General features: G+C 71.3%; 26 protein-coding genes, 2 tRNA genes and 1 riboswitch. Of the genes, 22 read left to right on the top strand and 6 right to left on the bottom strand.

Annotated features, from left to right (window positions below):
* Position 1: 1 nt before the first annotated feature.
* Genes AC507J_RS19910 through AC507J_RS19890 form a run of 5 tightly spaced genes read left to right on the top strand, consistent with a single transcriptional unit; the run spans position 2 to position 2,920 of the window.
* Positions 2–220 carry a type II toxin-antitoxin system VapB family antitoxin gene (locus tag AC507J_RS19910; protein ID WP_496290673.1) on the top strand — a complete coding sequence of 73 codons (219 nt, stop codon included), beginning with the start codon at positions 2–4 and terminating at the stop codon, positions 218–220.
* Positions 217–645, top strand: coding sequence for a PIN domain-containing protein (locus AC507J_RS19905; RefSeq protein ID WP_496290672.1), 429 nt, complete (start codon positions 217–219; stop codon positions 643–645). The genes AC507J_RS19910 and AC507J_RS19905 overlap by 4 nt, the downstream gene beginning before the upstream one ends.
* A gap of 56 nt (positions 646–701) precedes the next feature.
* Positions 702–2,165 (top strand): amidase, encoded by a 1,464-nt coding sequence (locus AC507J_RS19900; RefSeq protein WP_496290671.1) that lies wholly within the window; start codon positions 702–704, stop codon positions 2,163–2,165.
* Positions 2,166–2,211: 46 nt separating this feature from the next.
* Positions 2,212–2,520 carry an aa3-type cytochrome oxidase subunit CtaJ gene (gene ctaJ / locus AC507J_RS19895; RefSeq protein WP_496290670.1) on the top strand — a complete coding sequence of 103 codons (309 nt, stop codon included), beginning with the start codon at positions 2,212–2,214 and terminating at the stop codon, positions 2,518–2,520.
* On the top strand, positions 2,507–2,920 hold the full coding sequence (locus AC507J_RS19890; RefSeq protein ID WP_496290669.1) for a DUF5130 family protein: 414 nt from the start codon (positions 2,507–2,509) through the stop codon (positions 2,918–2,920). The genes ctaJ and AC507J_RS19890 overlap by 14 nt, the downstream gene beginning before the upstream one ends.
* Positions 2,921–2,982: 62 nt before the next feature.
* Here AC507J_RS19890 and pepN read toward each other — a convergent pair whose 3' ends face one another.
* On the bottom strand, positions 2,983–5,535 hold the full coding sequence (gene pepN / locus AC507J_RS19885) for an aminopeptidase N (RefSeq protein ID WP_496290668.1): 2,553 nt from the start codon (positions 5,533–5,535) through the stop codon (positions 2,983–2,985).
* A gap of 218 nt (positions 5,536–5,753) precedes the next feature.
* On the opposite strand from pepN, the gene AC507J_RS19880 reads away from it, so the two are divergent.
* The 4 genes from AC507J_RS19880 (at position 5,754) to AC507J_RS19865 (ending at position 9,103) form a co-directional block, all read left to right on the top strand.
* Positions 5,754–6,377, top strand: coding sequence for a mycothiol-dependent nitroreductase Rv2466c family protein (locus AC507J_RS19880; protein WP_496290667.1), 624 nt, complete (start codon positions 5,754–5,756; stop codon positions 6,375–6,377).
* Between the two features lie 537 nt (positions 6,378–6,914).
* A complete protein-coding gene (locus tag AC507J_RS19875; RefSeq protein ID WP_496290666.1) occupies positions 6,915–7,220 on the top strand; it encodes a hypothetical protein in 306 nt (101 codons plus the stop codon).
* A 140-nt stretch (positions 7,221–7,360) separates the two neighbouring features.
* Positions 7,361–8,566: a DUF1015 family protein gene (locus tag AC507J_RS19870; protein WP_496290665.1), complete on the top strand. Its 1,206-nt coding sequence runs from the start codon at positions 7,361–7,363 to the stop codon at positions 8,564–8,566.
* A gap of 69 nt (positions 8,567–8,635) precedes the next feature.
* On the top strand, positions 8,636–9,103 hold the full coding sequence (locus AC507J_RS19865) for a ribose-5-phosphate isomerase (protein WP_496290664.1): 468 nt from the start codon (positions 8,636–8,638) through the stop codon (positions 9,101–9,103).
* Positions 9,104–9,256: 153 nt separating this feature from the next.
* Here AC507J_RS19865 and AC507J_RS19860 read toward each other — a convergent pair whose 3' ends face one another.
* Together AC507J_RS19860 and AC507J_RS19855 are read right to left on the bottom strand one after the other, a co-directional pair.
* On the bottom strand, positions 9,257–9,580 hold the full coding sequence (locus AC507J_RS19860) for a hypothetical protein (protein ID WP_496290663.1): 324 nt from the start codon (positions 9,578–9,580) through the stop codon (positions 9,257–9,259).
* Positions 9,581–9,705: 125 nt separating this feature from the next.
* A complete protein-coding gene (locus AC507J_RS19855; RefSeq protein ID WP_496290662.1) occupies positions 9,706–10,980 on the bottom strand; it encodes a GNAT family N-acetyltransferase in 1,275 nt (424 codons plus the stop codon).
* Positions 10,981–11,050: 70 nt separating this feature from the next.
* Between AC507J_RS19855 and AC507J_RS19850 the strand changes: the two genes are divergently transcribed.
* The 7 genes from AC507J_RS19850 to AC507J_RS19820 all read left to right on the top strand — a co-directional run bounded on the left by AC507J_RS19850 (position 11,051) and on the right by AC507J_RS19820 (position 17,126).
* On the top strand, positions 11,051–11,590 hold the full coding sequence (locus AC507J_RS19850; RefSeq protein WP_496290661.1) for a hypothetical protein: 540 nt from the start codon (positions 11,051–11,053) through the stop codon (positions 11,588–11,590).
* Positions 11,591–11,884: 294 nt separating this feature from the next.
* Complete coding sequence (locus tag AC507J_RS19845) at positions 11,885–12,982, top strand: questin oxidase family protein (protein WP_496290660.1); 1,098 nt, start codon at positions 11,885–11,887, stop codon at positions 12,980–12,982.
* A gap of 87 nt (positions 12,983–13,069) precedes the next feature.
* Positions 13,070–13,726 (top strand): MOSC domain-containing protein, encoded by a 657-nt coding sequence (locus AC507J_RS19840; RefSeq protein WP_496290659.1) that lies wholly within the window; start codon positions 13,070–13,072, stop codon positions 13,724–13,726.
* Positions 13,727–13,788: 62 nt separating this feature from the next.
* On the top strand, positions 13,789–15,180 hold the full coding sequence (locus AC507J_RS19835) for an MFS transporter (protein WP_496290658.1): 1,392 nt from the start codon (positions 13,789–13,791) through the stop codon (positions 15,178–15,180).
* 115 nt (positions 15,181–15,295) lie between these two features.
* Positions 15,296–15,371: riboswitch (S-adenosyl-L-homocysteine riboswitch) on the top strand.
* A 14-nt stretch (positions 15,372–15,385) separates the two neighbouring features.
* Entirely contained in the window at positions 15,386–16,165 is a 780-nt protein-coding gene (locus AC507J_RS19830; RefSeq protein WP_496290657.1) for a class I SAM-dependent methyltransferase, read from the top strand.
* 75 nt (positions 16,166–16,240) lie between these two features.
* Entirely contained in the window at positions 16,241–16,783 is a 543-nt protein-coding gene (locus AC507J_RS19825; RefSeq protein WP_496290656.1) for a levansucrase, read from the top strand.
* Positions 16,761–17,126, top strand: a complete 366-nt coding sequence (locus AC507J_RS19820; RefSeq protein ID WP_496290655.1) for a contact-dependent growth inhibition system immunity protein — start codon at positions 16,761–16,763, stop codon at positions 17,124–17,126. The genes AC507J_RS19825 and AC507J_RS19820 overlap by 23 nt, the downstream gene beginning before the upstream one ends.
* Here the strand turns inward: AC507J_RS19820 and AC507J_RS19815 are convergent.
* Positions 17,092–18,333 (bottom strand): hypothetical protein, encoded by a 1,242-nt coding sequence (locus AC507J_RS19815; RefSeq protein ID WP_496290654.1) that lies wholly within the window; start codon positions 18,331–18,333, stop codon positions 17,092–17,094. The genes AC507J_RS19820 and AC507J_RS19815 overlap by 35 nt on opposite strands.
* A 271-nt stretch (positions 18,334–18,604) precedes the next feature.
* Positions 18,605–18,678: transfer RNA gene (locus AC507J_RS19810), tRNA-Gly, on the bottom strand.
* Between the two features lie 478 nt (positions 18,679–19,156).
* On the opposite strand from AC507J_RS19810, the gene AC507J_RS19805 reads away from it, so the two are divergent.
* The 6 genes from AC507J_RS19805 to AC507J_RS19780 all read left to right on the top strand — a co-directional run bounded on the left by AC507J_RS19805 (position 19,157) and on the right by AC507J_RS19780 (position 24,592).
* A tRNA-Pro gene (locus tag AC507J_RS19805) sits at positions 19,157–19,230 on the top strand.
* A 166-nt stretch (positions 19,231–19,396) separates the two neighbouring features.
* A complete protein-coding gene (gene tig, locus AC507J_RS19800; RefSeq protein ID WP_496290653.1) occupies positions 19,397–20,743 on the top strand; it encodes a trigger factor in 1,347 nt (448 codons plus the stop codon).
* A 170-nt stretch (positions 20,744–20,913) separates the two neighbouring features.
* On the top strand, positions 20,914–21,555 hold the full coding sequence (locus AC507J_RS19795) for a ClpP family protease (RefSeq protein WP_341717229.1): 642 nt from the start codon (positions 20,914–20,916) through the stop codon (positions 21,553–21,555).
* Positions 21,556–21,569: 14 nt separating this feature from the next.
* Positions 21,570–22,232: an ATP-dependent Clp protease proteolytic subunit gene (locus AC507J_RS19790; RefSeq protein ID WP_396703786.1), complete on the top strand. Its 663-nt coding sequence runs from the start codon at positions 21,570–21,572 to the stop codon at positions 22,230–22,232.
* A gap of 208 nt (positions 22,233–22,440) precedes the next feature.
* Positions 22,441–23,736 carry an ATP-dependent Clp protease ATP-binding subunit ClpX gene (gene clpX, locus AC507J_RS19785; RefSeq protein ID WP_341717227.1) on the top strand — a complete coding sequence of 432 codons (1,296 nt, stop codon included), beginning with the start codon at positions 22,441–22,443 and terminating at the stop codon, positions 23,734–23,736.
* 58 nt (positions 23,737–23,794) lie between these two features.
* Positions 23,795–24,592 carry a carbon-nitrogen hydrolase family protein gene (locus AC507J_RS19780; protein WP_496290652.1) on the top strand — a complete coding sequence of 266 codons (798 nt, stop codon included), beginning with the start codon at positions 23,795–23,797 and terminating at the stop codon, positions 24,590–24,592.
* Between the two features lie 7 nt (positions 24,593–24,599).
* Here the strand turns inward: AC507J_RS19780 and AC507J_RS19775 are convergent, their stop codons facing one another.
* Positions 24,600–24,827: a hypothetical protein gene (locus tag AC507J_RS19775; protein ID WP_341717225.1), complete on the bottom strand. Its 228-nt coding sequence runs from the start codon at positions 24,825–24,827 to the stop codon at positions 24,600–24,602.
* Positions 24,828–25,382 lie beyond the last annotated feature (555 nt).

Here is a 25,382-nt window from a genome sequence, read left to right as displayed (position 1 = left end):
CGTGAAGACTGTCATCGACCTGGACGACGAGCTGCTTGAGCGGGCCCGTCGCGAGCTGGGCACCAGAAGCAAGAAGGACACCATCCACGCCGCGCTCCGGATGGTCGCGGAGCGCGGTGAGCGGTTGGAGGCGATCCGCGAGTTGCTCTCGGTCGACCGTGACTGGACCGGTCTCCTTGAGGACGACAAGACACCCCACGGCGAACGGGACGTTGCGTGACGCCTCCGGTCGGCCTGTATCTCATCGACACGTCCGCCTGGGGGCGCCTGCGTCATCCGGTCGTCGGCAAGCGCATCCAGGCGATCCTGGAGGAGCGGCTCGCCGCGACCTGTCTCCCGCTCGACCTGGAAGACGGGCGGAGCGCCCGCGACTTCCGCGACGCGATGACGGTGCGGGCCCGACGCTCGGAGCTGATGATCGACCTCCCGATCACCCCCGCCGTGGCCACTCGGGCACGGGATCTGCAGTTGGCATTGACGGCTCGTGGCCACCACCGGGCGGCGAGTCCGGTCGACGTCACGGTTGCCGCGGCCGCCGCCGAGTACTCGTCGATCGTCCTGCACTACGATCGCGACTTCGACCTGCTGACGCAGGTGGGCGGGCCCCGGTCCGAGTGGGTGTCGCCGCCCGGCACGCTCTCCTGACAGCTGACCGCTCGTGTCGGGCGGCGACGGGCCACCCGAGCGGGCAGGATGGCGGCATGGCCGAGCCGCACGAGCTGACCGCCCTGGAACAGGCCGCCGCCATCTCCCGTGCCGAGCTGTCCAGCCTGGAACTGGTCGAGCACCACCTGCGGCGGATCGACGCGCTCGGCGACACCGTCGGGGCGTTCGTCACGGTCACCGCGGAGCTGGCCCGCGCGGCGGCCCGGGCGGCCGACGCGACCCCGACCGGGGATCGTGGCCCGCTGCACGGCGTACCGACCGCGATCAAGGATCTGACGTTGACGGCCGGGGTCCGCACCACCTTCGGCTCGGCCGCGTTCGCCGACTTCGTACCGCCCGTCGACGCCGACGTGGTGCGGTTCATCCGCGCCGCCGGCCTGGTCAGCCTCGGCAAGACCACCACCTCCGAGCTGGGCTGCTCGCTCTACTCCGAAGGGCTGGTCGCCCCGCCGGCCCGCAACCCGTGGGATCTGGCGTACACCGCGGGTGGTTCCAGCGGTGGCGCGGCGGCTGCGGTGGCCGCGGGCCTGGTGCCGGTGGCCCAGGGCTCCGACGGCGGTGGCTCGCTGCGCATCCCGGCGGCGCTCTGCGGACTGATCGGTGTCAAGCCCAGCCGGGGCGTGGTCTCCGGCGGCCCGCTCGGCTTCGGCGCCTTCGGCCTGCCCACCAACGGCCCGATCGGCCGGAGCGTCGCCGACGTCGCCGCGCTGCTCGACGTCCTGGCCGAGCCGGTGCCGGGCGAGCCGTACCTGCCGCCCGCCCCGCCGGCCGGTGGCTACCTGGCCGCCGCCCGCGCCGGCGCGCCCGGCCGGCTGCGGGTCGGCCGGTTCACCACCCCGATGCTCGCCGACGAACCGGTCCATCCCGACTGCGTCGCGGCGGTGGACCGGGCCGCCGCGTTGCTCACCGCCGCCGGCCACGAGGTGGTCGAGGTGTCGCCGCCGCTCGGGCCGGCGGTCTGGCCGCTGTTCGAGATCATCTGGTACGTCCTGGCGCTCGCGCCGGTGCCGCCGGAGCGGGAGCACGAGCTGCTGCCGCTGACCCGCTTCCTGCGGTCCAGGGCGGCCGGGATCTCCGCCGGCACCCTCACCGCCACCCTGGGCGAGATCCAGGCACAGGTACGCCTCGGTGCCCGCCGTACCGCCGGCTGTGACCTGCTGCTCTGCCCGACCCTGGCGGCGCCGCAGGCCCCGATCGGCTGGTTCACCGAGGGACGCACCCCGGAGGAGGATTTCGACCGGCAGCGGAGGTTCTCGCCGTACTGCGCGGTGTTCAACGTCACGGGTGAGCCGTCCGTCTCACTGCCGGTCGGGGTGACCGCCGAGGGGCTTCCGGTCGGGGTGCTGCTGAGCGGGCGGTACGGCGACGACGCGAGACTTCTCGCGACCGCTGCGCAACTGGAGCTCTCCAGTGGCGGTTGGGATCGCCACCCCGCAGTCTGGCGAAGCGTCGGCTCCGCTAACGTGAGTAACAGCGGAGTCGGGAGGTCATCGCGGTGACCAGCCACCCGATCCGGTCGAAGGTCTCTCTTTCCGCCTGGGGGCGTTGGGATTGTCTGTAACCGACACGTTGCTGGTCTTCGTCGGCATCCCGGCAGCCGTCGTGCTGGTGATCGCCGGCCTCGTCTACGCGGGTAGCCACGGCCGTGGCGGCGGAACCAAGCGTTACCGCCCGGGCCGCCCGTTCGAGTTCACGCCGGTCTGGTTCCTCGGCCGACCGGAGGAGCTGGCCGACTCGGCCGGCGCCGCGCTGGCAGCGGGGGCACAGGCGCCGGCCCTGACCAGCCACAAGCAGGAGCAGGCCGGCGTGGAGGCGCCGGCCGGTGGAACCGGAGGCGCAAGTGACCGTTGGTGAGAAGCAGGCCGAGGCCGGGGCGGAGACCCCGCCCGACGTGCTCGACGGGCCGTTCTCGACCCGCCATCTGCTGCGCATCGATGAGGCGCTCCGCCTCGCCGACCGGACGACCGGGCTGGTCTTCTCGGTCTTCGTGGGCGGCCTGGACGAGCCGGTCCGGGAGCACGCCGAGCGGCTGCACCGGCAGCTCGCCGAGCCCGACCGGTCGGTGCTGATCGCGCTCTCGCCCAACCAGCGGCAGCTCGAGATCGTCACCGGGCGGTACGCCCGCAAGCGCATCCCGGACACGTACGCCAAGCTCGCCGCGCTGTCGATGGTCGCCTCCTTCGGCGGCGGCGACCTGGCCGGCGGCATCATCCAGGGGCTCGACCAGCTCTCCCGCTACGCCGGCAAGGGCTGACACCCCTCCGATACGACGAAGAGGCCGGCTCCGCGATGCGGAGCCGGCCTCTTCCGTGTCGGTCAGGCGCTGCTGCGGGCGTCCCGGGCGCGGGCCTTCAGCGCGCGGACGACGCCGTCCCGGCCCTCGGCGACCAGCCGCCGCAGCGGGGCCGGGTGACCCTCCTGCGCCAGCCAGGCGTCGGTCGCCTCGATGGTCTCCTCCTCGACCAGGTACGCCGGGTACGCCAGCATGGCGAACTCCTGCGCCGGCTCGCTGTCCCGGCTGGCCCAGACCTGCCCCACCGAGGCGAAGTAGCGCTCGCGGTACGGCGCGGTCAGCTCGACCTGCGCCGGGTGGCTGAAGCCCTGCAACAACGCCCGGTTCCGCCAGTTCGGCAGCGAGTCGGCGCCGGTGAGCTGGGCCCAGACCGCTGCCTTGTTCGCCTCGGTCGGCACCAGCGCGTGCGCGTACGCGGCCTCCCGTTCGCCGCTGGAGGTCTTGTCGTTGGCCAGCTCGGCCTCGATCTCCGCCGCACCGGCCGCGCCGTTTGCCACAAGCGCCTGGACCACGCTCCAGCGCAGCTCGGTGTCGATGGTCAGCCCCTCCGTCACCTGCGTACCCTCCAGCCAGCCACGCAGGATCGCCAGGTCCTCCGGCGAGCGGGCGGCCGAGACGAGGGCCCGGGCCCAGGCCAGCTGGAAGCCGCTGCCCGGCTCGGCCGCGGCGAGCGCGGTCTTCGCGGTACGGGCCAGCTCGGCCCAGCCGGTCGGCGCCCAGGCCGGATCGGCGTAGAAAGTGAGCGCGCTGCTGGCCTGGCGCAGGGTGGCGGTGACCAGGTTGATGTCGGCCTCGGCGGGCAGCCCGGCCAGCACCAGCGCCACGTAGTCGCGGGCGGCCAGCTCGGCGTCGCGGGTCATGTCCCACGCGGCGGTCCAGCACAGCGCCCGGGCCAGCGACGACTCGAAGCCGGCGATGTGCTGCACCACAGTCGCCATGGACCGCTCGTCCAGCCGCAACTTCGTGTAGGTGAGGTCGTCGTCGTTGAGCAGCAGCACGTCGGCGGCGCGTACCCCGGCGAGTTCGGTCAGCTCGGTCAACTCACCGTCGATGTCGACCTCGTACCGTTCGCGGCGGACCAACCGGCCGTCGGCGAGGTCGTACAGGCCGACGCCGATGCGGTGGGTCCGCATCGTCGGGTGCTGCTCCGGCGCCTCCTGGCGCACCGAAACCCGCTCGTAGGTGCCGTCCGGGCCGATCGTCAGCTCCGGTCGCAGGGTGTTCACCTGAGCCGTCTCCAGCCACTGCGCGGCGAACGTGCGCAGCTTGCGGCCGGAGGCCGTCTCCAGCTCGGAGAGCAGGTCGTCGAAGGTGGCGTTGCCCCAGGCGTGCTGGGCGAAGTACGCCCGCAGACCCGCCAGGAACGGCTCCTCGCCCACGTACGCGACCAGCTGCTTGAGCACGCTGGCGCCCTTGGCGTACGTGATGCCGTCGAAGTTGACCTCGACCGCCTCCAGGTCGGGCATCTCACAGTAGACCGGGTGGGTGGAGGAGAGTTGATCCTGCCGGTAGCCCCAGTTCTTCCGGACGGAGAGGAACGTCGTCCACGCCTCGGTGAACCGGGTGGCGTGCGTGTTGCACCAGTGGCTGGCCCACTCGGCGAACGACTCGTTCAGCCACAGGTCGTTCCACCAGCGCATGGTGACCAGGTCACCGAACCACATGTGGGCCAGCTCGTGCAGGATGGTGTTGGCCCGCTGCTCGTACTCGAAGTCGGTGACCTGCGAGCGGAACAGGTAGTGCGACTCGGCGTGCGTGACGCAGCCGAAGTTCTCCATCGCGCCGGCGTTGAAGTCCGGCACCCAGAGCTGGTCGTACTTGGGCAGCGGGTAGCGCACCCCGAACTGCTCGTGGAAGAAGTCGAAGCCCTGCTTGGTGACCAGGAACAGATCGTCGCTGTCCAGGTACTGCGCCATCGAGGCCCGGCAGAAGGCCCCCAGGTCGATGCCGTCGTGACTGTCCCGGACCTCGTGGTACGGCCCGGCACAGAGCGCGGTGATGTAGGTGCTCATCCGGACCGACTCGGCGAAGTGGATGGTCTTCAACGCCTCGCCGGCCGGCTCCTCCCGCTCCACCGGCATGTTGGAGACCACCTTCCAGTGTTCCGGAACGGTGGCGTGCCAGGTGTAGACGCTCTTCAGATCCGGCTGGTCGAAGCAGGCGTAGACCCGCTGCGCGTCCGCCGTCTCGAACTGGCTGTAGAGGTACGTCTCACCGTCGACGGGGTCGACGGAGCGGTGCAGGCCCTGCCCCGAGTTGGAATAGCCGAAGTCGGCGTCGACGACCAGGGTGTTCTCGCTGGCCAGCCCGGTCAGCGTCAACCCCTTCTCGGCCGACCAGTCGGTCAGGTCGACAGGGGTGCCGTTGAGCGTCGCCGAGCGTACCGAGTCCGCCGCCACCTCGATGAAGGTGCTGGCGCCCGGCTCGATGCAATGGAAGCGCACCTCCGTGGTCGATCGGAAGGTCCGACCTCCGGCCGCGTGGACGGCGCTGGAGAGGTCCAGACTGATGTCATACCCGATCACGTCGAGCAGGCGGGCCCGCTCGGTCGCCTCGACCTGCGTCAGGTTACGCACTCCCGGCACTGTTCGTCTCCATCCCACTCTCGCCGTACGCCACGGTCGCGTCGTTCGTCGACCGCTCGTGACGGCCGGTCCCGGCCTGAGTCTTCCATGTGCCGACCGCCAACGGTGGGCGAGGTCACGCCTCCGTTCTCACCCTCACCTGCCGGTGCGGAGCAAAGATCGGAGGTACGCCGGTCGAGCCGGTGTCATCGTCGTGAAGGGAACGCATCGTGAACGAGCGAGTCGCTGTCGACATGTGGTTCGATCCGATCTGCCCGTGGGCCTGGATCACGTCCCGCTGGCTGCTTGAGGTGGAGCAGGTCCGTCAGCTCGACGTCCGCTTCCACGTGATGAGCCTGTCGGTGCTCAACGAGGGTCGGGAACTGCCCGAGGAGTACCAGGAGATCATGCGGAAGGGGTGGGGCCCGGTCCGCGTCTGCATCGCCGTGCAGCAACGGTACGGCTCGGCGGCCGTCGGCCGGCTGTACACCGCCCTGGGTACCCGGATCCACCTGGGCAAGGAGCAGCTCGGGCCGGAGCTGTTCGCCGCGGCCCTGACCGACGCCGGGCTGGACCCGGAGCTGGCCACCGCGGCCGAGGACACCGGGCTCGACGCCGCGCTGCGGGAGAGCCACGAGGCGGGAATGCGTCCGGTCGGCACCGAGGTCGGCACCCCGGTCATCCACGCGCCCGGCCCGGACGGCAAGCAGGTGGCCTTCTTCGGCCCGGTGGTCACCCCGGCACCGAAGGGCGAGGCCGCCGGCCGGCTCTGGGACGGCGTACTGCTGGTCGCCGGCACCCCCGGCTTCTTCGAACTGAAGCGCAGCCGCACCCTCGACCCCATCTTCGACTGAGGTGTAAGGAAGGGCCCCCTGTTAACGCCTGCGGTAGAGGAAGGGCCCCTTATTAACAACACATCCGCCAACACCGCGCCCGCGCCGGTGCGCCGTACCGCTGCCTGACCGCGCGCCACGTCGAGCATCGCGGTGCCCGCGCGGCGCCGGGCAACGGTCCGCCGCGCGGCGCCGCGCGGCGGACCGTTGCGCCGGGTAGTGAGTGCCGCGCTACGTCTGGTCGGTCGCCCAGGCCCGACCGGCGCGGCCGGCGGTAGCGCGGCGCCGGGCCCGGCAGTGCCCCGGCGGCAGCCCGACACGGTCCGGTGGTAGCCCAGCACGGTCCGGTGGTAGCCCGACACGGTCCGGTGGTAGCCCAGCACGGTCCGGTGGTAGCCCGACACGGTCCGGTGGTAGCGCCGGCGTCGGGCCCGGCGGTAGCCCGGCCGGTACGAGCGCAGCGTCACCGGTCGATTCGCGGACTCGTTTGCATGGTTGTCCGCAGCGCTCCGGCGGGTCGCGCCGCTGCCCGCTGCCCGCAACTCGTGGAGGTGCCGGATGGCCAAGCATCGTGCGCCAGTCGACGATCATCGGAGTCAGGAGGAGGGGCCGGACGTCTCCGCGTACCGGTCGGCGGACCGCTGGCGCTGGCCGACGCACTGGCCGGAGCGAGCTCCGAACGCCCCCGAGCCGCCGGTTCGGCCGAGCGTGGTGGGCGTCGCCCGGGTGCCGGCCACCTCCCAGTTGACCCCACCCGGCCGGGAACTGCGCAACCAGGGCCCGCGAGCAGTCCCACCGCGCGGCCCCGCCGCGGCGCCCAGGCCCGCCGGTCGCCATCGCCGATCCGGTACGTACGGCGGCTAGCGCCGAGCCGACGAGCGCGGCTGTTAATAAGGGGCCCTTCCTCTACCGCAGGCGTTAACAGGGGGCCCTTCCTTTCACACAATGGTCGAGGTGAGGGTCCGGCGGCGGGGGAGTACCGGGCGGCGGTAGCGTCATGGGTCATGACGGTCGTGCATCCGATCACCCGGGCCTGGATCACCACTGGCGGCACGGGTGCCCAGAATTACGACGAGTTCGCCGACGACGCGGAGATCACCGCGATCATCGAGGCGAACCCGCACAGTGCCCTTGGCATCGAGATGCCGCACCGGGCTCCGGAGAGCCTCGGCAAGTCCTTCGGCGACGCCCTCCCGGACGCGGTGAGTCGGTTGGTCGAGGCGAAGGCCGACGGCAGCTACACGCCGGCCGAGCAGGTGGTGGTGCTGTACCGGATCAGCGCCCCGGGCGAGGAGTCGGCCTACGGGCTGTTCGCCATGGTCGACACCGACCAGATCTCCACCAGCGCCGACGAGCCGGGCCTGGTCATCCGCAACGAGGACGTCTTCATCGCCAAGGTGCGCGAGCGGGTCGCCCTGGCCGAGGCGCTGGGTCACCTGCTCTCGCCGGTACTGCTGCTACAGACCGGGCGGGGCGACGAACTGCACGCCGCGTTGGCCGCCGCCACCGACGCGGCCGGCGCGCCTGCCGCCACCGACACGGACCAGGCCGGGCGTACGCACGCCATCTGGCCGATCGGTCCGGGCCCGGCACAGGACGAGCTGACCGCTCTCGCGGGCGGCGGCGAGCTGGTCGTGGCCGACGGCAACCACCGCAGCCTGGCCGCACAGACCGGCGGACTGCCCCGCTTTCTGGCGGTGGTCACCACGCCCGCCTCGGTGGCCATCCAGCCGTACAACCGCCTGGTCAGCGAGCTGCCGGCCACGCCGCAGGAGTTGCTGGACCGGCTGCGTGCCGCCGGTGCCCAGCTCACCCCGGTCGAGGGCCCGGCCGAGGTCCCGGCGGCCGGCGGCACCGTCGTGCTCCAGCTGCCGGGTGAGGCGTACGCGATGACGCTGCCGCACACCGGCGCGAGCCGGTTGGAGAACCTCGACCACGCCCTGGTCGAGCGGCTGCTGCTGCGTGACGCTCTCGGGCTGGATCCGGGTGACAAGCGGATCACCTACGTCGGTGGTGACTACCCGGCGAGCTGGCTGACCGGCGAGGTCGCGGCCGGGCGGGCCGAGCTGGCCGTCCTCATCGCGCCGGTGACTGTCGACGACTTCGTCGCGGTGAACCTGGCCCGGGAGAAGATGCCGCGCAAGAGCACCTGGTTCACCCCGAAGGCGCGCGGCGGCCTGGTGGTCGCCGAGCTGCCGGACGGGGCCTGAGTTGGCGCCCGCCCGGCCCGGCGCCGCCCCGGCGGTGCCCGGCTGGGCGGGCCTGACAGACTGCCCGGTATGCGCGTCTACCTGGGATCCGATCACGCCGGTTTCGAGCTGAAGGTGCACCTGGCCAACCACCTGGCCAACCAGGGGTACGAGGTGGTCGACGTCGGCCCGCACGGCTACGACCCCGACGACGACTACCCGGCCTTCTGCCTGCACACCGGCACCCGAGTGGTGGCCGACGCGGGCAGCCTGGGTGTGGTCATCGGTGGCTCGGGCAACGGCGAGCAGATCGCCGCCAACAAGGTCGCCGGGGTCCGGGCGGCCCTGGCTTGGAGCGTGGAGACCGCACAGCTCGGCCGGCAGCACAATGACGCCAACGTGGTCGCCGTCGGTGCCCGCCAGCACACCCTCGACGAGGCGACCGCGATCGTCGAGGCGTTCCTGACCACCGGCTTCTCCGGCAACGACCGGCACGCCCGCCGGATCGCCCAGGTGGCGGAGTACGAGAAGTCCGGGCAGCTGCCCGACCTGCCCTGACCGCAGCCCGGGGCGGCAGCTACCGGCCGGGCAGCTACCGGCCGGCGGGCTTGCCGCAGCCCCGCAGCCACGAAGGCGGGTTGCCGGGCGGGCGACGTTGCGCCCCTGGCGCACCCGTGGTGCCCCTCGGCGCCATCGCGGATCGCCCGTCGGTCAGCGGCGGGGTAGTTCGTCGCGCGGGGTCCAGTTGCGGCGGACGATGACGAGCCGGGCCGCGGCCTCGGCGAGGTCGTCCTCGCTGGGGCGGGCGGCGTCCCGGGCTCGCATCGCCGCCGTCACGCTCACCTGTGACGAGCCGGAGCCGACCAGCCCGCGCAGTCCTCGCTCGCCCTCCTCGGCGGTGCCGGAACGCCGGCCACGTGGCGGTTCGCCACCGTCGTGCACGCCCGAGGTCGTCGCGCGGCCACCCTCGTCGGCGCCCGTCTCCGGCCCGCCGTGGTGCCGGTGCCGTCGCCGCCGTCGCTCCGCCTCCGCCATCCCCCGACCGTACCCTCCCATCCCACCCCGCCTACCCCCGCGATCATGCACCTACCGCCTCGGCAAATGCCGCAAAGGTGACATTCAAGCGACCAAGAGTGCAAGATCGACGGGGGTGGAAGGGGTCAGAAGACTTCCATTGCGGAGGCGGCGCGGTGCCAGGTGAAGGCGGGGGTGGTTTCGGCGAGGGCGCCGGAGCGCAGTTCGCGTACCCGGCCGGCGGCGGCAAGCGTGCCGAGGCCGGCGCCTCCGAGGAACAGCTCGCCGAGGCAGCGTACGTCGCAGGCCAGATCCGCCGGGCCGGTCGCCGGGGTGCAGCTGGCGGTCTTCGGCCCGCCGACCAGGCGCCACCGGCCGGTGTTCTCCGGCAGCAGATCGTCGGTCACCTCGATGACCACGTCGAGGTCGGTGGCGTAGCGCCGGGCGGCCAGCGCGGCCGGTACGTCCACCACGCGTACCCAGAGGGCGTCGATCTGCTTGGCACCGAGCCGGCGTGGCTCGTCGACCAGCCAGAGCAGCGGTTCGTCCACCGCCGCCCGGACCCAGGTCAGCTGCCGGGTCAGGTCGATCGAGAGCAGCATCCGCCAGATCGCCAGGTACGCGGCCGGGCTGGTCGCCACCACCTCGTCGACGGTGGTGGTGGACTTCGGGCCGCCGCTGTCCCACTCGGCCCTGGTCCGGAAGAGTCCGTACCCGTCGATGCCGTCGGGTCCCTCGTGCAGCACCACCCGCCGTTCGGTGGCACCGCTGCGCTGTGACTCCGGGTCGATCAGCACGTACCGCCACCACCGGTCGTCGCGGGCGGACCAGCCGGGGCGGTCGACCCGGGCCTCGTCGTACACCCGGGCGAGGTCGGGCTGGCGATCGGCCGGCCGGTCCAGCCGTAGCCGGCCCTCGTCGGGGGTCGGGGCGGGCAGCCGCAGCTCGGCCGTCTCGCCGCTGATCATGAGTCGCTGCGAGGCCAACCCGTAACCGAAGCGGGGGTAGATCCGGCCCTCACTGGCCCAGAGCACCGCCACCGGCTCCCGGCCGGCGTCGTGGATGTCCCGCAGTTGCCGGCGCATCATCGCGGTGAGCAGGCCCCGGCGGCGATGGGTGGGTGCGACCCCGACCATGCTGACGTGTGCCGCCGGCACCGCACCGCCGGGAACGGTCAGCTCCCGGGTGAAGGCCGCGGCGGTGGCCACCAGCTCCGCCCCGTCGCGTACCACGAGGGCCCGCTCCGGTTCGAAGATCGCGCCTTCGGCCTGGTGGGCCTCGGGTTCGAGGGGGTGATGGAAGAGCGTATTGAGGAACCGGTTCATCTCGTCGAAGTCTTCGACGCGTGCGGTCTCGATGGGTGGTGAAGAGGTTGTCACACCGGTTGTGTCTAACCGATCGGTGCGGCGAGGGCGACCCATTTGCCGGCTGGCTACCCTCGAAGTCACAAGCGGTGGCCGGGGGCGCCGCCGGCCAAGGGGAGGGGACGAGATGGCCGACCAGACGCAGCCGTGGGCGGAACGGACCGTGGAGGTGCCGCCGCAACCGGAGGGCGCAGTACCGACGCAGCGCGATCCGTTCCGGCGCGGCGTGGCCTCGGTCGGGCCCCGGACATCGCCCACCGAGCCGTTCCCGACCATGGAACACGAGCCGACCGGCACCGGCTGGCCGGGTGAGCCCGCGCCGCGCCGGCCGCTGAGCTGGCACGTGGCCCAGCTGAAGCGGGGCGGCGAGTGGAGCATGGCGGGGGTGCTGTTCGCCTTCGTGTGCTGGGGGATCTGGGCGATCTCCGGCGGTGGTGACCTGGCCGGGCAGTTCCTGATCTTCGTGCTGAGCCTGCTGGTGGCGGCCGGGCTCTTCGCGCTGGCCCGGCTGCTGGGCCGGGTGGTGCTGGAACGGCAACTGGGCCGGATCCGGCGCAGTGCCCGGGGCGCCCACCTGGTCACCGCCGTCTTCCTGGCCGGTCTGGGCATCGCCTACCTGCAACAGACCCAGTGGATCGTGGACGCCTGGAACTGGCTGACCAGCTGAGCCCACCGCCGGGCGGATGGCCCGGTCAGAGGCAGCCCACCGCCGGGCGGATGGCCCGGTCAGAGGCAGCCCGCCGCCGGGCGGATGGCCCGGTCAGAGGCAGCCCGCCGCCGGGCGGGTCAGGCCGACCCGCCCGGCCGGGCCGGTCGCGGCACCGCGACCGGAAGGTCGTCACTCCACCAGGACGGGCCTACATACCCGGCCGCCGCCGGTTCATCCGTGGCCGCGACCCGATCCACCCGACCCCGCCGATCGGGTTGACCTGAACCGAACTTCAAGTCCTAGCGTCGCCGCATGAGCATGCTCGACGAGGCGTACCAGCGGCTCCGGCACTCCGGCCCGGAACGCGACGGCTGGCTCTCCAACCACGCACCGATGGCGGTAGAGGCGCTGGTGCGGCACGGCCACGAGGCGGAGGTGCCGCGCTGGCTCGACGGGTACGCCGACCGCCTGGAGGAGCGCCCGCGCGGCATCGAGCCGATCGACGCCGACGAGTGGCGTGACCCGCTCGGCGATCCGGTGCGTACCGGCGACTGGCTGGACCACTTCGACCGGGAGTTGGCCGACGCGCCATGGCGGGAGGTGCTCGGTCGCTGGTGGCCGCGCCTGCTGCCCGGCATCGCGGCCGGTGCCACCCACGGCGTGATCCGGGTCGGTCACGCCGTGCGCGCGCTGCTCGACCAGGAGAGCACCCCACGCGTCACCGAACTCGGGCAGGGGCTGGCCTACTGGGCGGCCCGCTGGCAGCCGCTCGCGCCGCCCGGCGCCGGACCGTACCCGATCACCGACCCGCGTACCGCGCTCGACGCGGTGCCCCGGGTGCCCGACCAGCGTGCCGGCATCCGGGCCCGCCTCGCCCAGTTGGCCGAGCTGCCGCAGTGGCCGGCGGCCGCCGGCGCGGTCCCCGACATCGCGCTGTCCGACCGGCTGGCGGGCGACCTGCCATGGCACACCGGGGACGAGGCAGCGGCCCGGACCGGCCAGAGCCCGGAGGCCGTGCCCGAGCGGCTGGCCGGCATCGTGGCCGCCGCCGTGACCCGGCACGGCACCCACGGGTACGCCAGCCCGGTCATGCTTGTGCACGCCGCCACCGCGCCGAACGCGGTGCTGCGTACCCTGCCGGCCCTGCCGCGGGCGCTCTGGGTGCCGAGCCTCGGCGCGGCCTGGGCGGCAACGGCGGCGGTCACCGCCGCGTACGCCCCGGCGACCGGGCGTCCCGCCCCGCCGGCCCGGCCCGGGCTGGATGTCGCCGGGGTGATGCGGCGTGCGGTGGACTCCGGCGACGCCCACGCGATCAAGTTCGCGGACGCCGCGATCGAGGCGTACGCCCGGTGCGGCGACGACACCCTGCTCGCCGCGTCGGTACGCGCGACGGAGCAGATCGCGGCCTGACGGACGCCGGCCGGAGCGCAACCGCCGCACCGCCTCGGGCAGACCCCCGGGCCTGCGTGCCGCCGCCCTGCGCCGTACCGTCGTCTCATGCAGGTGCGCTCGGTGAACGTCGGCAGGCCGCGACCCAACCCGTGGAAGTCCGGTTCCGGGCTGACCGGCATCGACAAGCGGCCGGTCGAGGGCCCGGTGGCCGTGGTCGTGCCCGGCCCCAAGGGCACCGGCGAGGTCGGCCTGGTGGGCGACCGGGTTTACGACGTCAAGCACCACGGCGGCGCCGACCAGGCCGTCTACGCCTACGCGCGGGAGGATCTCGACCACTGGGCGGCGGAGTTGGGTCGCACCCTCGGCGACGGCTCCTTCGGGGAGAACCTGACGACCGTCGGCGTCGACGTCAACCGCGCGCTGATTGGCGAGCGCTGGCGGATCGGGTCGGACGTGGTCCTGGAGATCTCCTGCCCACGGATCCCGTGCGGGACGTTCCAGGGCTGGCTCCAGGAGCGCGGTTGGATCAAGCGGTTCACGCAGGCGGCGGTGCCTGGCGCGTACCTGCGGGTGATCGAGCCCGGCGAGGTCCGCGCCACCGACCCGATCGAGGTGCTGCACCGGCCCGACCACCAGGTCACCGTCGAGTTCGCCTTCCGTGCGTTGACCATCGAGCCGGAGCTGTTGCCGCAGCTGTTGGTCGCCGACGCCCTGCCCGAGGAGGACCGGGCACAGATCCGTCGGCGGGTTGCCGCCGGATAACCCGATCCACCGGCCCGGACAGCCAATCCGCTGCCCTACTTCGCAGTGGGGATGGAGGACCGATGGAACCAGCACTGACCGCGCCGGCACCCCCGGCTCCGCCGCAGCCGGTGCGCCGCTGGCCCGTCGCCCTGGTCCTGGCCAGCGTGATGTTCCTGGTGCTCTTCGACAGCCTCGCCGTGGCCACCGCCCTGCCGCAGATCGCGACGCAGTTCGACATCGCGCCCGACCGGCTGCAATGGGTGATCACCCTGTACTCGCTGAGCATCGGCGGATTCCTGCTGCTCGGCGGGCGGGTCTGCGACCTCTGGGGACGGCGGCGGCTGATCATCATCAGCCTGGTGGTCAACACCCTCGGCCTGGTCCTCGCCGGCCTCGCCTCGTCCCTGATCCCGCTGCTCGCCGGCCGGGTCCTCCAGGGCCTCGGCGCTGCCTTCGCCATCCCCGCCGCCCTGGCGTCGGCGGCGGCCCTCTTTCCCGACGAGCCCTGGCGCAGCCGGGTCTTCGCGGTGGTCGCCGCTGCGGCGAACACGGCCGGTCTCGCCGGTGCCGTCTGCGGCGGCCTGATCACCTCGTACTGGGGCTGGCGCTGGATCTTCCTCGCCGTCGTGCCGGTGGGGATCGTGGCGGTGATCGCCACCCGGCGACTGCTGCCGCCGGATCCGCCCGTGGCTACCGACCACCGGTCCCTGGATGTCACCGGAGCCGTCCTGGCCACCGGCGGGCTGCTCGCCCTGATCTACGGCGCGAGCCGGATCTCCGAGCCGGGGCCGGTGTGGCCCGCGCTTGCCTTCCTCGGCACCGGCCTGTTCCTGCTGGCCGTCCTCGTTCCGCTCGAACGCCGGATGCGCAACCCGCTGCTCAAGCCCGGCCTGCTGCGGTCGCGGTCGCTGATGGCCAGTTGCCTGGCGTTCGCTGCGCACTCGGCGTCGTACGCGGCGGTCGTCGTCGTGGGCAGCCTCTACCTCCAGCAGGTCCACGGGCTCTCCGCCGCGCAGACCGGCCTCGTGCTCGCCCCGGTCCTGCTTGGCGCGCTGCTCAGCGCCGTGCCGGCCGGAAACCTCATCCGACGGTACGGTCCCCGCGCCGTCGCGGTGGTGGCGCTCGCGCTCTGCGCCGGCACCCTCGCCGGGGTGGCGGTGGGCACCGGCGGATCCCTGCCTGTCGTGATCGCCTGGCTGGTCGGCTGGGGCATCAGCGCCGGCCCCATCTACGTGGCGCTGACCCGGGAAAGCGTCGGCAACGCGGCCCCCGACGACCGGGGTACCGCCTCCGCGCTCTTCGAGTCGACCAGCCACGTCGGAGGCGCCCTCTCGGTGGCTGTCTTCCTCACCATGCTCGGCGCGGGGGCGGCCTACGGCACCGTGCAACTGCTCGGCGCCGCGGTGGCGGGCCTCGGCATCGTCGCCACCATCGCGCTGATGCCCCGCACCGACCGGGCCGCCAACCCGTGACCGGCGTCACTCCGCCAGGTAACCGGAAATCGGTGGGCTTCGCGTCGCCCGACCTGCGCCAAGGTGGGTTTGGTGCCTTGCCGGACCGCCGGCCCGCCCGTTACGGTCAAGGTATCCGGGCGAGAGGCGCTGCGACGGACGGGGTCCGCCACGCTCGCCCGACTTCTGCGAACCAAGGGCGCCTTCTCGACCGGGAAGGCGAACCGTGGTTTCTCTGACGACGTGGGGCATTGGCGACTACCCGGCCATCGCGCGCCGGCTGGAACCGGTCGCGGAGTCGGTGGCGGAGGCCGCCGCGATCAAGGCTGGCGACCGGGTGCTCGACGTGGCCACCGGGACCGGCAACGTCGCTCTCCTCGCCGCGCAGCGCGGTGCCCGCGTCACGGCGGTGGACCTCGAACCCGCGCTGCTGCGACTGGCCCGGCAACGGGCCACCACCGCTGGCCTGACGGTGAACTGGGCGGTGGGCGACGCCGGCGCGCTGCCGGTACCCGACGGCTGCGCCGACACCGTGCTCTCCGTCTTCGGCGTCATGTACGCCACGGACCACGACGCGGCGGCGCGGGAGTTGGCGCGGGTCTGCGTACCCGGGGGGCGGCTCGTGCTGGCCGCCTGGGCACCGGGCAGCGTCATGCCGGCGATGGGCCAGGTCCTCGCCGACCACCTGCCCCCGCCGACCAGCGGCCCGCCGAGCCGCTGGGGAGACCCGGAGGCGCTCGCGGGACTGCTCGGCGACGCCGGGCTACGGCTCACCACCGCCTGTACGCGCGACCTTGAGCTGACCTTCGCCGACGCCGACGCGGCGGTCACCTTCCTGGTCCGTACGGCCGGTCACGTGCTCGCCGAGCGGCAACGGCTGACCGCCGAGGGCCGGTGGGACAGCCTCCTTGCCGACCTGCGCCGCTTCGTCGACGAGCGCGGGTCCACCTCAGACGGCGGCTTCACCCTGCCGCTCACCCACCTGCTGGCAACCGCCGTACGCTGACCGCGGTGACGCTGCCGACCCCTGGACACCCGGGTCGATCCTGAGTAGAGACACCCGGACGAGAGGGAGACCGTCATGGCGGAAAACGCGGTGCAGGAGTACATCACGGCGACGGCAGTGCGGTTGGCCGCCGACGGCTGCGACGTGCAGACCGAAAACTGGCACGGCACTGCCGTGCTGATCGGCTACCGCTCGGATTTCCGCGTCCAGTGGATGGCGACGAAGTTGCACCTGGTCACGATCGTGGCCCCCGCGACCGACGTCACCGCAGCCGACGCGGAAGCCTTCACGCAAACCGCATTCGAGTACGCGGAGACGCGCAAGGGACAGTGGCGCGGCTTCCAGTCCGGGGTCGCCGTCCTTCCGGCCCTCGTCGGCACCCGCGTCGACCCGGCCGCGACAGCCTGGGCTCAGCGGAAGCAACTGCTGCACTTCGCCAGCATGGCCCGCCCGGTCGTGGTGGACGTGACCGCCGGCACCGTCGGCTGCTACCGGCGTACCCCGGCCCTCGGCTTCGTCTACGCGGCACACCTGCGCCGCAAGCTCGACACGTACTTCCCCGCGCCCGACCGGCAGGCTGACTACCCTGACCGCCGTGACGACCATCGAGCAGCTTGAGCGGGACGTCTGGCCGGACCCCGGCCCGGACGCCACCTCCCTCGTCCGCCGCTGCACCGAACTGCGCCGCAAGCCGCTAGCCGACTTCACGGTCGAAGACCTGCGCCTCATGCTCGGTCAGCAGATCGGAGTGCCAGCCCTGCTGCCGCTCGCGGTAGAAGTCTTGCTCCGAGACCCCCTGGTCGGGGGCGACCACTACCCGGGCGACCTGCTCCTCAACGTGCTGGAACTGCCGGACTCGGCGTGGTCAAACCACCGCGCCGAACTGGAACGCCTGATGTCCGCTCTGGTCGTTGACGCGGAGGTGGTCAGGGGGAGACGCCCAGCAACTCGGCCAGGTTGATCCCGGGAATCGCGCCGGCGTTCGACCTGATGGCGTCCCGGAGCACTGGCTCGACGTTGTCCCGCACCATGTCGTCGATCATGCGGTGTGCGGTCTGGTCGCGTACGGTGAGGTCGTCCCGGATCTGCCCAGCGGCCAACGGGTTCTCTTGCGCTGTCGCTACCGCGAGAAGTTGCAAGAGGCCCGTCCCGATATCCTCATGGACGATGCGATAGTGGGCGAAGAGTCGGCCGCCCGCAGCCATGGTCACCGATGAGAGTCGGATGACCGGCCAGTCCTGGCCGAGCGCACGCAGGTTGAGTATCGCGCCCGGGCCGGACGCATCAAGTTGGATCCGGGCGATACGGACGCGCGCCGCGCTGGTCGGCACGTTTCCGGCCAGGAAGGCGGTGGCCGACAAGCGGGTGCCGGACGGGACCGCCATGGTGACGCCGTGACCGAGGTCGCGGGTCAGTTCGCCGCTTACGGCGAAGTCGCCCTGAAGCTGAGCGCCGGAGATCCGAGGCAGGCTACCCGAGCCGCCCGCACTTGCCAGTCTGCCCACCAGTTCGGTCAGGTCACCTGGCAGGTTCTCGTCGGTGAACGGGTTGTAGCCGGCTTCGCGGGTCCGGGCAGGCAACTGTCCCAACGCCTGTCGGAACGGCCCGAGGAGTTGCTCGCCCACTCCACCGAACCAGTTGACCGCGTTGGCTGCCGTCCACTCCGCGCGCAACATCTGTGTGCCGAAGTCCCAGCTCAGCCGATGCAGGTCGATGTCGACATCGAGCCAGCCGATGGCGTCTTCCTTCGTGATGACGAGGGACGGGCCGAAGTCGATGGAGAGCCCACGGGTGGTGACGGACACCCGTACGGTCGTGTCGCCCGCGGTGTGGATGTGCGTACCGTCGCTGTTGGACAGCGTCTGCCCGCCGGCGATGGTCCCGGACGCGGTCAACGAATGCCTGACGGTGTCGGCGCCAACGGTTGCGTCGACCTGGCCGGCAACCGAACCGGGCGGGCCGTCCCGCTGCACGGTCAGTGCCGACGTGACAGCCCGGTTGCCGGCGAGTCGTTGCAGCGCGAAAACGTTTCCGGCGGCTGGGATCCGGCCGCCTCGCAGGGCGCCGATGGCCATGCTTGCACTGGGCAGATCCGATTTAACTGATCGGCCGGACGACCCCGCCTGGCCGTGCCGCTCGCGAACCCGAATCGTGTCATGACCCGGCATACCTGCACCGTAGCAACGTGGCGCAGTTGATACAGCGAGGGAAAATTCCACATTCCTGCCTGAGGTGAAATCACGCCTAATGATGTCGGCCGGTCCAGCTACCGGAGGGCGAAACGGCGTGTCTCCCGCCCGTGGGACCGCGGTTCGAGATGTCCCGAGACCCGGACCAGCGCGCCGCCGGTGCCGCAGGAGGCGACCTTTACATCGAAGAGAGCTAGCACGAGAGCAGCCCAGGCTCGGCGATCTTGTCGCTGACCTGGGCCGGAGTGCGTGGAGCGGGCGACGGGAATCGAACCCGCACCGTCAGTTTGGAAGACTGAAGCTCTGCCATTGAGCTACGCCCGCGTACGCCCAGCATCCGGACGTGCCCGACAGCCTACCCAATGCCGGGCGGCGCCCGCACGGCCGTATCCCGGCGGCGCGTCGTTCATGATCCACCCGGGCTGCCGCATGTCGCGGTCACCGCCGCTCCGGATGCCCCGAGATGCCGCAGACCGCGAGCCACCCCTCGGATTGGTGCCGCGCGCCGTACGCCCGGCGCGCCGTCATGATCCACACAAGTGCGGCGATGTTGCGGCATCCGCCGCGACGGGACACCGCAACATCGCCGTACTTGCGCCGCCGAGCCCCACCCGGGCACCGCCGATTCCCACCCGCGTGCCGCCGAGCCCCACCCGGGCACCGCCGAGTCCCACCCGGGTGCCGCCACGGCCCCACCCGGTGGCCGTCACCAGCGAGCCTGGGCGGTTTGTCCTCGTTCGGCGCGTTGGGTGACGCCCCGGCACCCGGGTATCCGGGGGACGGCATAGACTGCTCGTCGCCACGGGGTGTGGCGCAGCTTGGTAGCGCACTCGCTTTGGGAGCGAGGGGCCGTGGGTTCAAATCCCGCCACCCCGACTGCCGCAAGCGTGCGACAGCGCGCATCCGGGCGGCCGGCGTGTGGGTATAACACAGCCCCGCGGGCCGGCCCCTGGGTGCTGCTGGTCGTCGCCGCTGGCTCGCCTACACTCGATGGGCCGAAAGAGCGCCCAGACTCAACCGAGATCCGTCAAGGAGTACGCCTGTGAAGAGCACCGTCGAGACTCTGAGCCCGACGCGCGTGCGGCTCGCCATCGAGGTGCCGTTCGTCGAGCTCGAGCCGAGCCTCAAGAAGGCGTACCGGGAGATCGGCCAGCAGATCCAGATTCCCGGCTTCCGTAAGGGGAAGGTGCCGCCGCAGGTCATCGACCAGCGGGTGGGCCGGGGCACCGTGCTCAACGAGGCGGTGCAGGAGGCGATCCCGCAGAACATCCTCTCGGCGGTTCGCGAGCACGACCTGAAGACCCTGGGGCGCCCCGAGGTCGAGATCACCGAGTTCAACGACGGTGACTCGCTCAACTTCACCGCCGAGGTCGACGTCCGGCCGGAGATCACCCTGCCCGACCTGTCGACGATCGAGGTCACCGTCGACGAGCTCCAGGTCGACGAGAGCGAGATTGACGAGCAGGTGAAGGGTCTGCGCGAGCGTTTCGCCACCCTGAAGACCGTCGAGCGGGCCGCGGCCGAGGGCGACTACGTCCAGATCGACCTGCGGGCGACCGTCGACGGCGAGGAGGTGCCGGGCGGCTCGGCGACCAACATCTCCCACGAGGTGGGTAGCAAGCAGCTGCTGCCGGGCCTGGACGAGGCGGTCGTCGGCCTCGCCGCCGGCGAGGACACCACCTTCACCACCCAGCTCGTCGGCGGCGACTTCGCCGGCCGGGACGCCGATGTCGTGGTCACCGTGCGCACGGTGAAGGAGAAGGAGCTGCCCGCGCTGGACGACGAGTTCGCCCAGCTGGCCAGCGAGTTCGACACCATCGAGGAGCTGCGCAACGACCTGCGCGAGCGGGTCACCCGGGGCAAGCGGGTCGAGCAGATCTACGCCGCCCGGGACAAGGCCCTGGAGCAGCTCGTCGAGGCCGCCGACGTGCCGGCGCCGGAGGGCGTGATCCGCGACGAGGTGGAGAGCCGCAAGCAGGCGATGGCCGACCAGCTGGAGCGCATCGGCGCCTCGATGGAGGACTACCTCGCCGCCGAGGAGAAGACCGAGGAGCAGATCGACACGGAGCTGACCGAGGCCGCCACCCAGGGCGTCAAGGTCCAGTTGCTGCTCGACACCCTCGCCGACGCCGAGGACGTGCAGGTTTCCGACGACGAGTTCGGCCACGAGATCGTGCACCGCGCCCAGCGTGCCGGCATGGCGCCGCAGCAGTACTACGACCAGCTGGTCCGCTCGGGTGCGGCCGGAGCGGTCTACGGCGACGTCCGCCGGGGCAAGGCGCTGGCTGCGATCATGGAGCGCATCACGATCAAGGACGCGGCCGGCAACGTGGTCAGCCTGGACGCGCTGCGTGAGGCGAGCGAGGCGGAGCACGGCCACGAGCACTGATCGCCGGGTGGGGCCACCGTCCGCCGGTCGCGGTGGGTGGTGGCCCGATCCCTTTTCGGGTACGCCTTCGGGTGGTCTGCGCTGAGAGCGAACAGTGCCCGGAGCGGGCTTCTGGCCCCCCGCGCAGCGGTTAGTGTCGGACACGACGGTACGGAGAGCGAAGGGCTGCCATGACCGACATGCACATCCCAGCGAAGCCGCTGCGGGCGCTCGACGCCCGAGGTGGCGACTCAATTGGCAACCTCGACGACTCGGTCTACAACCGGTTGCTCAAGGAGCGGATCATCTTCCTTGGCAGCGAGGTCAACGACCAGGTGGCCAACCGCATCTGCGCGCAGCTGCTGCTGCTCGCGGCGGAGGACCCGGACCGGGACATCTTCCTCTGGATCAACTCGCCGGGTGGCTCGGTCTACTCCGGCATGGCGATCTACGACACCATGCAGTACATCGACAACGACGTGTCGACCGTGGCGATGGGCATGGCGGCCTCGATGGGCCAGCTGCTGCTCTGCGCGGGCACCAAGGGCAAGCGTTATGCCCTGCCGCACGCCCGGATCATGATGCACCAGCCGTCCGGTGGCATGGGCGGCACCGCGGCCGACATCGCGATCCAGGCCGAGCAGATGCTCTACACCAAGCGGATGTTCCAGGAGCGGGTCGCCTTTCACACCGGCCAGTCCCCGGCGCAGATCGAGGCGGACTCGGACCGGGACCGCTGGTTCACCGCCCAGGAGGCCGTGGACTACGGCTTCATCGACAAGGTGATCACGGGGGCCGCCCAGGTTCCCGAGGGCGCCGGGACCCTGAGCTGATCGAGGAGCAGACGATGACCGACCTGAGCCTGCCGCCGCAGTTCGCGGCCGTGCACAACCGTTACGTCCTGCCGTCCTTCGTCGAGCGCACCTCGTACGGGGTCAAGGAGTCCAACCCGTACAACAAGCTCTTCGAGGACCGGATCATCTTCCTCGGGGTCCAGGTGGACGACGCGTCGGCCAACGACGTGATGGCCCAGCTGCTCACCCTGGAGGGGACGGACCCCGACCGGGACATCATCATGTACATCAACTCGCCCGGTGGCTCGTTCACGGCCATGACGGCGATCTACGACACCATGCAGTACGTCCGGCCGGACATCCAGACCGTCTGCCTCGGCCAGGCCGCGTCGGCGGCGGCGGTGCTGCTCGCGGCGGGCACTCCGGGCAAGCGGATGGCGCTGCCGAACTCGCGGATCATCATCCACCAGCCGGCCACCGAGGGCGGCTACGGGCAGGGCTCGGACATCGAGATCCAAGCCCGGGAGATCCTGCGGATGCGGACGCAGCTGGAGGAGATGCTCTCCCGGCACTGCAACCAGCCGGTCGAGAAGGTTCGCAAGGACATCGACCGTGACAAGATCATGACGGCCGAGGAGTCCCGCGAGTACGGGCTGGTCGACACGATCCTCACCAGCCGTAAGAAGGGGCTGCTGGCCGCCAACGCGGCCAGCTGACCGGTACCGGGTCAGAGGTCGGTCGGGTCTGACGCCGGCCGACCTCTGACACACCCGTTTTGGGGGTCGGAGAAACCTCCGATAGCGGGTAACGTCGGGTCCGTACCAACTTGGTCGGGCGACCGGCAAGGTGGGTAGAAGACGGGCGGAACGCAGCGTCCGCAGGTCGTGGCCGGGGCTCCGGCCGATGAGTGCAGGGAGAACGTAGGTGGCACGGATCGGTGACGGCGGCGACCTACTCAAGTGCTCCTTCTGCGGCAAGTCGCAGAAGCAGGTCAAGAAGCTCATCGCGGGCCCCGGGGTCTACATCTGCGACGAGTGCATCGATCTCTGTAACGAGATCATCGAAGAGGAGTTGGCCGAGTCCGGCGAGGTGAAGTGGGAAGAGCTTCCCAAGCCGATGGAGATCTGCCAGTTCCTCGACAACTACGTCGTGGGGCAGGAGCAGGCCAAGAAGGCGCTCGCCGTCGCGGTCTACAACCACTACAAGCGGATCCAGGCCGAGGCGGCAAACGCGCCCGGCGCCGGTAACGACGGCGTCGAGCTGGCCAAGTCGAACATCCTGCTGCTCGGTCCGACCGGGTGTGGCAAGACCCACCTGGCGCAGACCCTCGCGCGGATGCTCAACGTCCCCTTCGCGGTCGCCGACGCCACCGCCCTGACCGAGGCCGGCTACGTCGGCGAGGACGTGGAGAACATCCTCCTCAAGCTGATCCAGGCCGCCGACTACGACATCAAGCGGGCCGAGACCGGCATCATCTACATCGACGAGATCGACAAGATCGCCCGCAAGTCGGAGAACCCGTCGATCACCCGGGACGTTTCCGGTGAGGGTGTCCAGCAGGCGCTGCTGAAGATGCTCGAAGGCACTGTGGCGAACGTCCCGCCGCAGGGCGGCCGGAAACACCCGCACCAGGAGTTCATCCAGATCGACACCACGAACGTGCTGTTCATCTGCGGTGGTGCCTTCGCCGGTCTGGATCAGATCATCGAGGCCCGCACGGGCCACGGCGGCACCGGCTTCGGTGCCCGGCTCCGCGCCGTCTCCGAGCGCTCCACCGACGACATCTTCAGCCAGGTGATGCCGGAGGACATGCTCAAGTTCGGGCTGATCCCGGAGTTCATCGGGCGTCTGCCGGTGATCACCAGCGTCCGTAGCCTCGACCGGACGGCACTGGTCCGGATCCTCACCGAGCCGCGCAACGCCCTGGTCCGGCAGTACCAGCGCCTCTTCGAGCTGGACGGCGTCGAGCTGGAGTTTGAGCGGCCGGCGCTGGAGGCCATCGCCGACCAGGCGATGCTGCGTGGCACCGGCGCCCGCGGCCTGCGCGCCATCATGGAGGAGGTCCTGCTCTCCGTGATGTACGAGGTGCCCAGTAACCCCGACGCCGCCCGCGTGCTGATCAGCCGCGAAGCGGTGTTGGAGAACGTGAACCCGACGATCGTGCCGCGCGAGTTCACCGGCCGCCGGGCCCGGCGCGAGCGCGAGGAGAAGTCGGCCTGAGTCGCCGCCCGCCGACTGCTACTGCACCCGACCCGTCTCCGCCCGTACGCTGACAGCCATGCGCGTCGCCGTCTGCCAGCTGAACTCCCGCGACGACCGGAAGGCGAACCTCGCCGCCGCCGAAGCCCTGATCGACCGCGCGGCCGACGCTGGCGCGGACCTGGTGCTCCTCCCGGAGTACGTCGACTATCTCGGGCCCGGGGCCGGGATGCCCGCGCCGGAGCCGGTCGACGGCGAGGTCGGCTCGTTCTTCGCTGCCACCGCGCGGCGGCGCGGCGTCTGGTTGATAGCCGGCTCCTTCCACGAGGCCGGCCCCGATCCCGAGCACACCTGGAACACAATGCTGGTCTTCGACCGCTCCGGCGCGCTCGCGGCCAGCTACCGCAAGATCCACCTGTACGACGTGGAGATCCCCGGCCGGGTCTCGTACCGGGAGTCGGCGACAGTGGCCCCGGGCGACCGGACGGTGGTGGTTGACGTCGAGGGACTCCGCGTCGGCCTGTCGATCTGTTACGACCTGCGCTTCCCCGAGTTGTACCGGGAACTCGCCACCGACGGCGGTGCCCACCTGCTGGTGGTGCCGGCGGCGTTCATGATGCACACCGGGCGTGACCACTGGGAGGTGCTGCTCCGCGCCCGCGCCATCGAGAACCAGTGCTTCGTCGCCGCGGCCGGCCAGTCCGGTGATCACGAGCCGGGCCGGACCTGCTACGGACGCAGCATGGTGATCGACCCGTGGGGCACCCTGCTCTCCCAGGTGCCGGACGGCCCTGGGTTCGCCGTCGCCGACATCGACCTGGACCGCCTGGCCCGGATTCGCGCCGAGCTGCCGAGTCTGGCCAACCGTCGGCTCTGAGCGCGGGCTATCCCTGCAACAGCACACCGAGCACCGCGAAGCCGACGATGGCGGCGGCGGTGACCAGCAGCGCCGTGCTCATCCGGGAGGGGCCGCGTCGAGCCAGCCGCCCGATCGAGACCACGACGGCGAAGAGCACAAACGCTCCGATGATCAGCTGCCAGAAGGGCAACAGGAGGCCGAGCAGAGCGTCCTCGGCGAGGACCGGGCTGGCAGGCCGGGACACGTCATCCATGCCAGACACTCTGGCACGCTCGCGGCTGCCGCGGTCCCCGCCAGGAGGACTTGATGTCCGGACGGGACTTCGGCCGGTCGGCCGCCCCGCTGCCCGCAGAGATCGGCCCGCGCCGTCCCGCCGGTCGGCACCGGTCACACCGTGAACCCATCCCATCGACGTACGATGATTTGCCTTCTCCGGGGCGGACGCGTAACTTTCTCTCTGCACGCGGGAGGCCGGGGCAAACCGGCCGAGAACGGGCGCCAGGATCGCGGCGGTGATACCGACGTGAGACTGAGACCGGGCGGTGCGACGGGCTCCATGAGATGGAGTTGCGATCGCGAGGCCGACCGGGTAGAGTTTCGAAGCCGGCAGGAGCCGGGCGGGTCGCCGGAAACGACGATCGGTCGGTCTGCGGTCTTCCACGATAGAAGCGACCGCCGCAAGGCGTGCGCCAACGTGGGCCCCGAGCAAGCAGCGAAAGAAACCTGATAATTCAGGTTGATCTCGAAGTGTGGTTCGGGTATTTTGGAGCGGTTGCCCCAGACGCGATCTCTGATCGAGGTCGGTGTG

It is taken from the genome of Micromonospora sp. PRAS1 (assembly GCF_059553435.1).
The sequence above is the reverse complement of the archived record's forward strand: the minus strand, read 5'-3'. Positions and strand labels throughout refer to the sequence as shown.

Excerpts from the sequence above, each read along its gene's own strand:
- AC507J_RS19840 (WP_496290659.1), top strand. The coding sequence starts at position 13,070 with ATGCAGGTGCGCTCGGTGAACGTCGGCAGGCCGCGACCCAACCCGTGG.
- AC507J_RS19835 (WP_496290658.1), top strand. The coding sequence starts at position 13,789 with ATGGAACCAGCACTGACCGCGCCGGCACCCCCGGCTCCGCCGCAGCCG.
- AC507J_RS19860 (WP_496290663.1), bottom strand. The coding sequence starts at position 9,580 with ATGGCGGAGGCGGAGCGACGGCGGCGACGGCACCGGCACCACGGCGGG.
- AC507J_RS19825 (WP_496290656.1), top strand. The coding sequence starts at position 16,241 with ATGGCGGAAAACGCGGTGCAGGAGTACATCACGGCGACGGCAGTGCGG.
- AC507J_RS19815 (WP_496290654.1), bottom strand. The coding sequence starts at position 18,333 with ATGCCGGGTCATGACACGATTCGGGTTCGCGAGCGGCACGGCCAGGCG.
- AC507J_RS19865 (WP_496290664.1), top strand. The coding sequence starts at position 8,636 with ATGCGCGTCTACCTGGGATCCGATCACGCCGGTTTCGAGCTGAAGGTG.
- AC507J_RS19845 (WP_496290660.1), top strand. The coding sequence starts at position 11,885 with ATGAGCATGCTCGACGAGGCGTACCAGCGGCTCCGGCACTCCGGCCCG.
- AC507J_RS19870 (WP_496290665.1), top strand. The coding sequence starts at position 7,361 with ATGACGGTCGTGCATCCGATCACCCGGGCCTGGATCACCACTGGCGGC.
- AC507J_RS19795 (WP_341717229.1), top strand. The coding sequence starts at position 20,914 with ATGACCGACATGCACATCCCAGCGAAGCCGCTGCGGGCGCTCGACGCC.
- AC507J_RS19790 (WP_396703786.1), top strand. The coding sequence starts at position 21,570 with ATGACCGACCTGAGCCTGCCGCCGCAGTTCGCGGCCGTGCACAACCGT.
- AC507J_RS19850 (WP_496290661.1), top strand. The coding sequence starts at position 11,051 with ATGGCCGACCAGACGCAGCCGTGGGCGGAACGGACCGTGGAGGTGCCG.
- AC507J_RS19855 (WP_496290662.1), bottom strand. The coding sequence starts at position 10,980 with ATGGGTCGCCCTCGCCGCACCGATCGGTTAGACACAACCGGTGTGACA.
- AC507J_RS19780 (WP_496290652.1), top strand. The coding sequence starts at position 23,795 with ATGCGCGTCGCCGTCTGCCAGCTGAACTCCCGCGACGACCGGAAGGCG.
- AC507J_RS19775 (WP_341717225.1), bottom strand. The coding sequence starts at position 24,827 with ATGGATGACGTGTCCCGGCCTGCCAGCCCGGTCCTCGCCGAGGACGCT.
- AC507J_RS19900 (WP_496290671.1), top strand. The coding sequence starts at position 702 with ATGGCCGAGCCGCACGAGCTGACCGCCCTGGAACAGGCCGCCGCCATC.
- AC507J_RS19875 (WP_496290666.1), top strand. The coding sequence starts at position 6,915 with ATGGCCAAGCATCGTGCGCCAGTCGACGATCATCGGAGTCAGGAGGAG.